The organism is Muriicola marianensis (genome assembly GCF_014638095.1).
In the GTDB taxonomy this organism is placed as follows: domain Bacteria; phylum Bacteroidota; class Bacteroidia; order Flavobacteriales; family Flavobacteriaceae; genus Muriicola; species Muriicola marianensis.
This window is the reverse complement of sequence record NZ_BMFH01000002.1, coordinates 237009-248677: the sequence shown is the minus strand read 5'-3', so window position 1 is coordinate 248677 and position 11669 is coordinate 237009. Positions and strand designations below refer to the sequence as shown.

At 47.4% G+C, this 11669-nt stretch carries 8 protein-coding genes; 3 read left to right on the top strand and 5 right to left on the bottom strand.

Annotation, left to right across the window (positions count from 1 at the left end; translation table 11 throughout):
• Positions 1–21: 21 nt before the first annotated feature.
• The 3 genes from IEV19_RS12030 to IEV19_RS12020 all read left to right on the top strand — a co-directional run bounded on the left by IEV19_RS12030 (position 22) and on the right by IEV19_RS12020 (position 1582).
• A complete protein-coding gene (locus tag IEV19_RS12030) occupies positions 22–498 on the top strand; it encodes a hypothetical protein (protein ID WP_188370984.1) in 477 nt (158 codons plus the stop codon).
• 110 nt (positions 499–608) lie between these two features.
• Positions 609–1172, top strand: a complete 564-nt coding sequence (locus IEV19_RS12025) for a YeeE/YedE family protein (RefSeq protein ID WP_188370983.1) — start codon at positions 609–611, stop codon at positions 1170–1172.
• A complete protein-coding gene (locus IEV19_RS12020) occupies positions 1169–1582 on the top strand; it encodes a DUF6691 family protein (protein ID WP_188370982.1) in 414 nt (137 codons plus the stop codon). Before IEV19_RS12025 ends, IEV19_RS12020 begins: the two co-directional genes overlap by 4 nt.
• A 42-nt stretch (positions 1583–1624) precedes the next feature.
• Here IEV19_RS12020 and IEV19_RS12015 read toward each other — a convergent pair whose 3' ends face one another.
• The 5 genes from IEV19_RS12015 to IEV19_RS11995 all read right to left on the bottom strand — a co-directional run bounded on the left by IEV19_RS12015 (position 1625) and on the right by IEV19_RS11995 (position 11651).
• Positions 1625–5098, bottom strand: a complete 3474-nt coding sequence (locus tag IEV19_RS12015; RefSeq protein WP_188370981.1) for a 1,3-beta-D-glucan phosphorylase, GH149 family — start codon at positions 5096–5098, stop codon at positions 1625–1627.
• A 101-nt stretch (positions 5099–5199) separates the two neighbouring features.
• Positions 5200–6741, bottom strand: coding sequence for a sugar porter family MFS transporter (locus IEV19_RS12010; RefSeq protein WP_188370980.1), 1542 nt, complete (start codon positions 6739–6741; stop codon positions 5200–5202).
• Between the two features lie 143 nt (positions 6742–6884).
• Positions 6885–7772 carry a glycoside hydrolase family 17 protein gene (locus tag IEV19_RS12005; protein ID WP_188371321.1) on the bottom strand — a complete coding sequence of 296 codons (888 nt, stop codon included), beginning with the start codon at positions 7770–7772 and terminating at the stop codon, positions 6885–6887.
• A 17-nt stretch (positions 7773–7789) separates the two neighbouring features.
• Complete coding sequence (locus tag IEV19_RS12000) at positions 7790–10141, bottom strand: MFS transporter (protein ID WP_188370979.1); 2352 nt, start codon at positions 10139–10141, stop codon at positions 7790–7792.
• A 13-nt stretch (positions 10142–10154) separates the two neighbouring features.
• Positions 10155–11651: a glycoside hydrolase family 30 protein gene (locus IEV19_RS11995; protein WP_188370978.1), complete on the bottom strand. Its 1497-nt coding sequence runs from the start codon at positions 11649–11651 to the stop codon at positions 10155–10157.
• Between the last annotated feature and the right edge of the window lie 18 nt (positions 11652–11669).

Sequence of the window (11669 nt, the reverse complement as noted above, 5' to 3'; positions counted from 1 at the left end):
TCGCCCTAAAATGCCGGTCCTATGAAATGGAAAACTCTCATATCCCTACTACTTGTGGTTCTCTTTGGTTATTCCTGTTCCGAAGATGCTGCGAGCGAAGATCAGCTGCTCACCCTGGCTCAGATCGAATCAGTCTCGGGGCTTTACAACCTCTCGGAGTACATTGTCAACCCTCCCCAGGACCTCAACCAGGATGATACTTTTTCTGCGGACTTGATGGATGAACTCGACTGCCTCAGCGGGAGCATCATCCTCAGGGAAGATCTTACTTATAGCAAATACTATGAAGAGCTGGATATCACCTTTATCACCAATGAGCAGTATGCCATTTTTTGTGGGGAGTACAAGACAGAAAATGGAACCTGGGACTTCGTAAACGAGGATATCGTTCTCAGTGGGGAACCGGATTGGGTGTATTCCCTGAACGGAGCAGAAATGGTCCTTACCCTGGGGGAAGACCTCCCCGAATTCCGAACCCAGACTTACCTTAAACAATAGGTTTAGAGGAAAAAATAGCGTTGAGGCCGGAGGCTGATTATCTTAAAGCTTTGTAACCCTGATTACACTTCGGAGCAGGGCATCACGTATCTTTGTATAAACTTTTGCACATGGATTACATACTTCAACCATGGCCCTGGTACGTCTCAGGGCCTCTGATCGCGCTGGTCATGCTCGCGCTGATCTATTTCGGCAAGACATTTGGAATGTCGAGCAATCTGCGTACCCTTTGTACCATTGGAGGTGCTGACAATTTCGCCTCTTTTTTTAAATTTGACTGGAAATCCCAGCTATGGAATCTGACGGTGGTTTTGGGTGCCGTCATAGGAGGGTTTATCGCTGTCAATTTCCTCTCAGACGGTTCACTCATAGATCTGAATTCCCAAACAGTTGAAGATCTCAGCACCCTGGGATTTGATAACGCCGGGGCTTCCCTACTGCCTCCTGAATTATTCAATTGGGGTAACGTATGGACACCAAAAGGACTGATGATCCTTATAGGTGCAGGCTTTTTAGTAGGGTTCGGGACACGTTATGCCGGAGGGTGCACCTCCGGGCACGCGATCACCGGCCTGAGCAACCTTCAATGGCCTTCCCTGGTTGCCGTGATAGGCTTTTTTATAGGCGGACTCTTTATGATCCATGTCTTATTCCCTTTAATTTTTAGCGCATGAAATCACTGAAATTCTTATTGACAGGAATCTTTTTCGGGATCGTACTGGTAAAGTCCGAGGCTGTATCCTGGTACAGGATCTATGAGATGTTCCAATTCCAGTCCTTCCATATGTACGGGATCATAGGTTCAGCTGTGGTGGTGGGAATCATCGGAGTATGGCTGATCAAGAGATCAAAACTCAACAGTATAGAGGGGCAACCAATTGTCCTGCCACCTAAGGATCGCAGTATAGCGAGATACCTCATAGGAGGTACTATTTTTGGCCTGGGTTGGGCCCTGGCGGGAGCTTGTCCCGGCCCCATGTACATCCTTGTGGGAACCGGAGTGCTGAGTATGTTGCTGGTGATCGCGGGAGCGATCCTGGGCACCTTTTTCTACGGGCTTATAAAAGACAGGCTTCCCCATTAAGCAGGAGAAGCCTGTTTATATAAATTTAGGTCATACCGGGAATCACATGGGCACCTTGTCCGAACGGAGAGCCACATCGATCCGAGTGATTTCGCCGGTTCGAAAGAAAATCTCATTACTCATTCCCGTATCCAGCGTAAGTCCGGAGACATTTTCCTGAGTACCATCTTCTCTGTGGAGGCGTATACCTTCAGAAGATCCAAAGGTGTACACAACAGGGATCTGGCAATAGGTGAAGCCCATGCTGCCTGCTGAGAGGGTGATGGATTTTTCCTCTCCTTCGAGATTTATATAGGTAAAGGTCGCCTCTTGGGTAAGGATCTCTTCCTTTTCCAGGAGTCCGGTCCCGAAAGAGATCTTGCCGTTTTGAACGCTTACCCCTACTTCGGCCAGCCTGCTCAGGATATCTTCCTTTACCTGTCCGGTCATTCCCGGCTGTTGAGCCCCCTTAGTTGCGGGAGTGTGGGAATACGGATCGGTTGGAAAGGCACCGTATAATACAGGAGATTTGTGCACCCCAATTCCCTCGTTTATCTCATGGTACTGCTTCATAAGCCCTTTGACTACCTTATCGGGTGCTCCTTCGGCCATGGCCCTTCTGCTGCATTCGAGCACTGCCAGCAGCAATTTGGAGACCATATGCCAGTAGATGGATCCCAGACCTTCGTATCCGAAGAAGGTGCCCGACCTGCCCGTAAAGGATTTGTGATCAAAGACCTCCTCAAAAATATCGAGGAGTTTCTGTCTTTCTGAATTTACAAGCTCAGCATAGGGGCCTCCCTTGAGGTCATCGAGAGCCTTTTTCAGATCGTTTGCATTATTGAAATTCCCGTTAAAATGGCATTGACCATCCACGTCTTTTTCGAGGATTTGCCTGTCTCCTGTATCCAGCATTTTTTTCAAAAGATCAGAAGACTTTACAAGAGATTCAGGGATCACATTCTTTTCCATGAATCCCGGGAGATCCTTATTCGGATAAAGGATATAGCTGTTCTGATCTTTTCTGTAAAGCGCACTCTTCCTCATATTCTCAAGGAGTGTAAGCACCTCATCTGCATTCAGGTATCCGGCACTGAGGACAGCAACCTGGCCTTCGAGCATAACACTCAGGTAATCAACGGCTGCACCTTTTCCCGCCTCAATGCTTATCAGATTATAGGAGTGGTACAACTGGTCCTTCCTTTTGTTGGCATCAATGGAATGCTCAAGGTACGCCAGGACGGAATCTGTGAAATGAAGTATTTCCTTTCTACTGACCTTCTCCTTCTTCCCGCTGTACCCTGAATTGTAGATCTGTTCCCGGTAATCACTTCCGGCCATTCCTAATCCGTCCATCACCTGGAGACGTTCTGCATCAGTAAAACTCCTCTTTAAGATGGTCTCGTGCTTTTTCAGGGTCGCCACCACTTTGGTCAGAAAGACGATCAGTTCCTCTGATACTTCTACCTGGTCCTTTTCCACGACTCCCAGGATTTCCCTGAATTTAACCAGAAATCTCCTCAGGTAATACAGGGTCACCATGGATACCCCATTTCCGACCAGGGCGTTGTTGGCATCATTCCATTCAGGGCGCTGGGTGTTCAACCATATCCCGGCTTCCGGGATAAAATTGGAGACCTTCGCAAGCACCGTGGCCAGCAATTTTTCGACCAGGTTTACACGGACGATGTTACCGTCCCGGCCGGAAAGCAATGTGCCGTCTGCACCCATCCTGTTCCTGCGGTCTTCTATCTCATTGTGGAGTTGATGATCGAAGACGATGGTGTCCTTCGGATCGGCCACAATGTCGTAATAACTCTTGATCTTGTATGGTACATTGGCGTATACAAACATGGGCTTATCCCAATACACGGCCAATCGGGAAGGAAAATAATCCTCTATGAATTCGATGAATTTTAGGAGATAGATTATCTGATGGTCTCCCCAATAGCCGATGTACGACCAGGGATCATCAGGTTCGATCACTTCCCAGTCGAACCCGCTCTTGGTCACCCTATACGGGTTATATCCATCAAAGGTGGAGGCATTGAGGAATTTATGGATCATCCCGTCTATAAAATCAGGGAAAGAATGGGCAAGGGCCTCCCAGTTCTGAAAGATATCCCTCCAGTTACCTTCATAATCCAGGATCTTTGATCCATCTACCTCACTTTGGGTGTTGATAGAAAAACGGTTCCAGGGTCTGCTGGGATCCCCATGCCTCCTGCTGAATTTCAGTGGCAGGTATTCCAGACATAGTCTCTGGAAATCGGGTTGTGCTTTTTCAAGGGCTAGTTTCCTCAATATCTTCAGGTCGAAAACCTCCGGCAATTGTGAGATATCTCCTTTGAATTGATCGTGAACAGCCTTGTTCGCATTTCTTAAGTATATAGTAAAATCTCTTTTCTCAATCTGGTAGTCTTTATCAAAAATCCCACCTCTCATGATATTGTAGAGGACATTGGCATAATGCCTGGAGGTCTGGAGGGTATCCCGAGAGCACTGAAAGGCATCGGCTGCCCCGGCGAGGACCTTGAGCCTCTGTGTCCCTGAGGCCACGTCTGAAAGCAATTCTTCCTTAAGTGCCTCCGGATTTTCAAGCTTCCTTTTGATCAAAGCTACATCCGAGGCATTTTGATTGACATTGGATACAATCATCCAATCCTTCTCTTCCCCTGCACCCAGGGAGGTATGGAAATGAAGGAAATACGCCCCTTTTTCTGCCTTGATATCCGCTTCCTGACTTGGGTCCTTTCCTTCCCTGAATGAGTCGACCTGCAGGGATGATACCAGATAGGTAGGATTCGACACCCCAAGAGACCAGGCTACATTTGCCTTAAGTGCCTCACTGGGTTCGGCCTTGTCGACGATGATGGCACTCAGGGCATAAATACCTATCCCCGCCTGTGGGACGAGTTCACTCCTCTTGTAGGCATCCACCAGATTGCTTCGCGTATTCTGCAGGTCGGCATTCACCCCATACGGAATGATATTTTGTAATCCGTCCAGGATGCTAAGCTGTATTTTATCACCCCCCGTATTTAATAGAGTGGCTTTTTTGACAAAACCATAGAGGTTGCTCGAATTCCAATGGTAGCGGAAAACCAATCCCAGATCTGCATTGATCTCCTCAAAAATAACCTTGTTCCCAAAGGTATTTTTGAACAGGTTCCGTTCAATCCTGTACATCCCTTCATATCTTCTGGAAAAGGGTTCCCATAGTTTATCCCCCTCAGGGGTCACAACCCTGATAATAGTCTTACTTCCCGTGATCTCAGTAGATTCAGTGATCTTGTCATCTGTATAGTAAGGAAACAAGGCAAATTCACTATTTTTCCTGCCTGCAGTAAGCCCGCCATTACTGGATAGGAACATCCAGTGGTTAGAATCGCTCACTATACTCATAAAGAAGGGACGCATCTGGTCGCAGTTGCTGATCTTGTAATAGGTCTCGCCGTCTATGACGACCAAAGTTCCTTCTACTTTTCTATCCTGAAAGTTCAGCGTACTGTTTCCTACGTGAATATTTTGCTTCATGTTGCTTTTACTTTCTTTTTTGATTTATTCTTAATGTTGTTTCCTTCTGTGTTAACGGCAGGCAATTAAATTACTTACCGGACTTATAAAGGACATATTATTTACTTGCGGATGAGCAATTCTTCCACCTCCTCCAGTGTTCTTCCTTTGGTCTCGATGACAAACCTATAGACAAACAGGATGGCGATAAACGAGAGCAGGGCATAGAGGGCAAAGGTTACGGTCGGACCCAAATTCGAGAGTTCCCAGGGAAATACCTGGGTTACCGAGAAACTTACCAGGGAGTTGAAAAAGCCCACTACAGAGATCGCGATACCCTTGATCTTGCTTGGGAAGATCTCGGAAATCAGCGTCCACATAACCGGTCCCAGGGATATGGCAAATGAGGCCACGTACAACAGAATGGCTATGAGGACCAGAGATGCGTTGATCTGTATGAAGTTCGTGATCTCATTCCTTCTGAAATTTAGGAATTGTTCTTCATTGAGTTCCTGCTGAACTGCCGAAAACAATACGGCCTGCCCGTCAAATGACTGCCCGTCAAGTCCTGCAAGAGCAGCTCTTATCTCATCATCCCCGACCTTGGCGATGGTCTCCTCGTTAAAATCATAGGTTGCATTGTTGAAGGCAAAGGTGGCCATCAGCAGGGCGATCGTCATACAGGTAGTACCGATCAGGAGCAGGGGTTTACGTCCCAGGCGATCTATCAGCCAGATAGCCACCAGGGTGAAGACCAGGTTGGTAAGCCCGACCACAATAGCCTGAAGGAAGGAGGAATCCGTGCTTCCGCCTGCTTGTTCAAAGATCGTGGGGGCGTAGTAAAAGATAGCGTTGATCCCTGTGATCTGCTGGAAGAAGGCAATCCCCAGAGCAATGATCATGATAGTCGTGTATTTGCTGTCCAGGATATCCCTGAGTTTACCCTTTTCCTCTTTTTTGTCAATCCCCCTCTGTATTTCCTGTATGGTTACCTCGGCGTATTCCTCTCCCCCTATCTTTTGGAGGATCTTGCGCGCCAGTTCTACCTTGTTGAGCTTCTGGATAAGCCACCTCGGACTCTTTGGCACCGTCCAGAGACTGATAAAATAGATCAGTGCGGGTATAGCCTCTACCCCCAGCATCCACCTCCAGCTTTCCTCCCCTACATTGACCAGAAAGTAGTTAGAGAAATAAGCTACGGATATCCCTATTACAATATTCAACTGGTTAAAGGAAACCAGGCTGCCTCTGAGTTTTGGAGGGGCGATCTCAGCAATATATACAGGTGCTATGAGAATGGCACCCCCGATCCCCACACCTCCGATAATACGTGCAATGATGAACTCTGTATATCCCGTGGCCAGGGCAGACCAGGTGGCTGAAATCGTGAACAGGGCGGCTACAACAATAAGGGTATTCTTCCGCCCGAACCTGTCTGCAACCGGACCTGCCAGCAGGTTTCCCGCCATGGCCCCAAATACCACACATCCCACAGAAAAGCCCAGCATCCATTCCGTCATCTCAAAATAAATGGTAATCCCCCTGACGGCTCCGGAGATCACGGCACTGTCAAAACCAAGTAAAAATCCTCCCAGGGCCACGATAAGGCTGATGAGGATAGTATAGGACTTGTTCATCTTAATAACTGTGGCTGGCTGGTTCATTTTCTAGTGTTTAGGTTCGTATCGCTCTGATCCCTGCCCATCTTTCCGAAAGTACAAGGAAGATAAATATAGTTAAAAAGACCGGCTACTGGCTCCGGCCTTTAATGAGAATGTTCAGGTATAAGGTTCAGAGTAAACCCTGTTTAAAATTTGAGTTGCTCATCCTTGTCCCACAACCCCCAGAATGCACCTACGTCCCCTTCAGCCCCAACCTTCCAGGACTCGTCAAAGGAAGAGAAATAGAAGATTTCGATATCCTCCTCCGCGGCCCATTTCTGGGTATTCATGAAGTATTTGAGGGCGTTCTCATAAGAGGGATAAGCGCCTTCCAGATTCGTTCCCTGAAAGGGCCATCCGGTCTCAGATATGATCACTTTCTTGCCCTGTGCAGCATTGATGGCTCGCCTGTACATATCTTTCATATAAAGCAGAGAGTAATCCAGATCACATCCTTCCCAGAAAGGATAACAATTGGCAAGAACTACATCGCACGCCTCTGTAATCCTCGGACGTTCTGCAAATTCGTAATAAGCGTCCACATAACCGACAGGAATTCCGTCAGGAATGGCCTTTTTTACCTGGTCCAGTTTTTGGAGCAATTCGTCTTCCGTAAGGTCGCCCCTCAACATCACCTCATTGCCCACTGCAGCAATATCCACATAACCTTCGTTGGCCAATTGGATCAGGTTCTCCACCTCCTGAGCATTGATCTCAGGGTCGTCGCCCAACCAGGCTCCCACCATGGTCTTGATCCCAAATTCACGGGCGATCCTCGGAATGGCCTCATTGCCTTCCGTACAAGAGAAGGATCGGATCCATTTCGTGTAGGGACTGATGATCTCCATTCTTCGGCGAATCTGGTCCTCGGAGATCTGGTCTCCAGGGTTCTGCCCTTCCAGATATGGGCTGAAACAAAGACCGTGCATCCCTTCATCCAAAACGCTCCTGCAAAGTTTCTTTAGCTCATTGGTCGTCTTTCCTGCGTAATCCAGGGCCGCAAGGGCCAGATATTTCTCTTTTCTGGATGATATGTTTCTCGTTGACATGTTTAGCTGTATTTCAAATGTTCATTTTTATCCCAAATGCCCCAACTGGCACCAATTTCTCCTTCGTGATGTATCTTCCAGGCTTCATCAAAAGAAGAGAAATAGAATAATTCCGTATTGTATTTCTCCCCCCAAGCCTGAAGATTGATATAATACTTCATCGCATTCAGTGCTGTAGGCACTGCCTCATTCACGTTATTTCCATTATCCGGCCATCCGGTCTCTGTAATGATGACAGGTTTTCCATCGGCTGCCTTCACAGCAAGGGCATGCATCTTTTTAAGGTAATTCGAAGCTTCCTCTACACTGCACCCTTCCCAAAAAGGATAGCAATTGGCCATAATCACATCACAAGCATCTACCAGATCCGGATGCTCATAAAACCTGAAGTAGGTATCGACGTACCCCACAGGGATATCCGGCAAAGCCTCTTTTACGCGGCGAATATACTGAAGGATCTCCTCTTTTGGCAATTCATTTCTGAGCAAAACCTCATTACCTACCGCAGCGATATCGACATGGCCGTCTTTTGCCAGGTTAATGAGGCTGCTGATCTCTCTCTCGTTCTTCTCTATATCCTCACCAATCCACGCTCCGACGATGGTCCTGAGTCCGTTTTCCTTGGCAATTCTCGCGATATATTCGTTTCCATCCGTACAGGAAAAGGAGCGCACCCATTTTGTATAGGGTTTCACGACCTCCATACGGATTCGGATCTGTTCTTCGGAAAGTATATCCCCGATATCCTGTCCTTCGCGATACGGACTGAAGCACATGCCGTGAATCCCTTTTTCGAGAGAGATCAGGAATTGCTTTCTCACGCTGGTATCAGACATATTCGTAAAATCCAAATCGGTACTCGGGTCTATTTCCAGACCTAGAGTATCAAAAGTGGAGAGCTTGTTCCCACCGTAGTAAGAAGAAGAGCTTTTGGGTTTTTTACGCTTCTCTATTTCCGCCCTGATCTCATTGGCCCGCGCCTCGGTCACGTCGTACTTCCTCATGACAAGCATCGCGATTATGGTACCCACCATGGGGAAGAAGCAAAAGAATGCCAGCAAGCCGTCTACAGCAGATTGCTGCTCTGTGGTAGGGAGGTCCGGATTGAAGCCTACAAAGGCAATAATAAGTCCGCTCAGCGCCCCGGCAATGGCAAAACCAACTTTGACCATCCACCAGTAAATAGCCCCGAAAATACCTTCTCTGCGTTTCCCGGAATTCAGCTCATCAATATCTATGACATCTGCGGTCATAGACATCATGATGGTAAATAAACTGCCTATCCCGAATGAGAAGAAGGGAAGACCAATAATATACAGCCAGGGTTTTCCTGGTACAAAAAGAAAGTACAACATGATGTAACCAACAACTGAAATACCCTGGGCGAGCATAAACGCCTTTTTCTTACCCATAACCCTTGCCATACGGGCCACTATGGGAATCACGATAAAGGTGGTACCCAATGCTCCCAGACATCCAAATAAGGATACCCAGATCCCGGAAGCATCAGCATCCCCGTTAAATAATTTATAGACAACGACAAAAAATGTAAGGGCAGCAACCGTGTTAAATGCGTTAAAGATCAGGAAGGTGGCCATACATATTCTCCTGAACTGTTCTATTCTGAAAGCTGCTTTAAAGCTATCGAGGATCTTCTTCAGGCTATTGACGATGTTGGCAGCATTCAGAGGTTCATAATCTTCGTCAAGGGTCGATTTGCTTCTGATAAAAATGGCAGGAACCATGGCGCAAATGGCACAGGGAATGGCAACCCAGATGGCCAATTCTCTCACGGCAACATCAGCTGAGGGAAACCAGTCCGGATCGTACATGATCACCCAGAACCAGGGAGCAATCACCCACGCCCATTGTCCGATCCACTGAGCAACGGCCATAATATCGGTGCGTTCGTGAAAATCGTCACTCATCTCATACCCCATGGCCACGTAGGGAACGCTAAAAAAAGTCAGCCCTAAATAGAATACGATAGACCACAGAAAGAAATACCAGAAATTATATTGTAATGTGTCGGATGCATAGAGCTGCCACATAAATATGAAGGCCACCCCCATGATAAGGCCACCTATGAGCACATACTGTTTTCTCCTTCCCCATTTGGATTTGGTATTATCCGAGATAAAGCCCATGATGGGGTCTGTGATAGAATCGAAAATCCTGGGAAAGAAATAGATGAGTGACCACATCCAACCGGGAAATCCCAGGTCCTCTACAAGAACCACCATAAAAATACCCAGAATGGCCGGAAACATCTGATTGGCAAACATGCCGATCCCAAAGGCAACTTTTTGCCCGAACGGCACTTTGGTTGTAATCGTTTGTGTTGAACTGCTCATATAGATAGGTTGTTTAGTTAGTTGAATGTTTGATAACAATCGTCTGGATCGCCTGTGGACTTATAGACAACTTCTGAGAACGTTCTCCAAGGATAAGATCGAATGACTTCCCTTTGTGATCCTGGTTGAACGCGACTACCACGATCGACCCGTCAGGATTCTTCGCAGCAGTGATCTGTAGAGTTTTGTCGGGATTTTCGAAGCCAATGCGCACTGCCCCGGGACGAATGAACCTGCTAAAATGCTTCATGGTGTAGTAGAGAGGGGTAAAATATACCTCATCCTTCTCGGGATCTACGATCACAGGAGCCACGCACCAGTTTTTGAACCAGTTAGGACCACCCCTTTTATCGAGGACCATATTCCAGTCGATCCATCCGTCGACCCAGTTATTGAGACAACCGATGATATCACGGGCATAACGGTAGACGGGGGCATATTTGGGATGGAGGTGTTTGTCCTTTTCCGGGGCCCAGTCCCAACCCCAGTCTGTCGCCCTCTTAGACCAGTACCATTTGTCGTCCTGCCATTTGGGGACCTCTGCATCCACACAGGCCTCTGTCTGGATGAGATATTTCTCCGGCGCCTTATTATGCGCGTATTGAAGGGCATCCGGAAAGACTTCAAAGGTGCTGGCATACCAGTGTATCGCTGTACCATCGAAATACTTCCGGGCCGCTTCATCCCTGAACATCTCATCCACCCATTCCTCGAGGTGTTCACGATTCTGATCGTATCCCAGGATCTTGACATCATGCCCGTCTTGTTCCAGACGGGGACCGAGGTACTCGGTCACAAAATCTGTCATCTCTTTTGGCGTGAAGTGCATGCTCTCCCAGTTGTAATCATTTCCCAGGGGTTCGTTCTCTACGGTAAACCCCCAGATATCGATACCTTCCGCCTGGTATGCCTCCAGGTATTTGGAAAAGAAAAGTGCCCAGGATTCCCTGTATTCGGGAAGTAATTTACCCCCGCGCCAGTCTTTGTTGTCTTTCATCCATGGGGGGGCTGTCCAGGGAGAAGCCACGATCTTAAACCCTTCTGAAGAGGCCTCCATGGCTTCCTTGATGAAAGGGATAATGTCATCCTGATCCTCCTCTATGCTGAAATAAAGAAGGTCACTATCTCCTTCCACGGGTGCATAAGAATAATTGGTCAGGGAGAAATCGCATGAATTCATATGCGTCCTTGTAAGGGAGTATTTAGCCCCGTCATCACCAAAATAGGCCTCAATAACCTTACGCCTGTTTTCCGGTCCCAGGGCATTGAGCAGGGATGCCGAAGCTTCCGTGAACGATCCGCCAAATCCGGTAATTACCTGATACTCATTCTCAGGCATGATTTTAATCACAGGTATATCCTGTAAAACCCTGAATTCCGTAACCGGGGTCATTTTATTACCATCGGCAGACGTCTCAAAAACTTCCACCTCCAATTTCTGCTCTACCGAACAACCATTTACAATCAAACTAATAATCAAGAGATAATTAATTGGGTTAAACTTTTTCATCGTTTCAGTATTTCGATT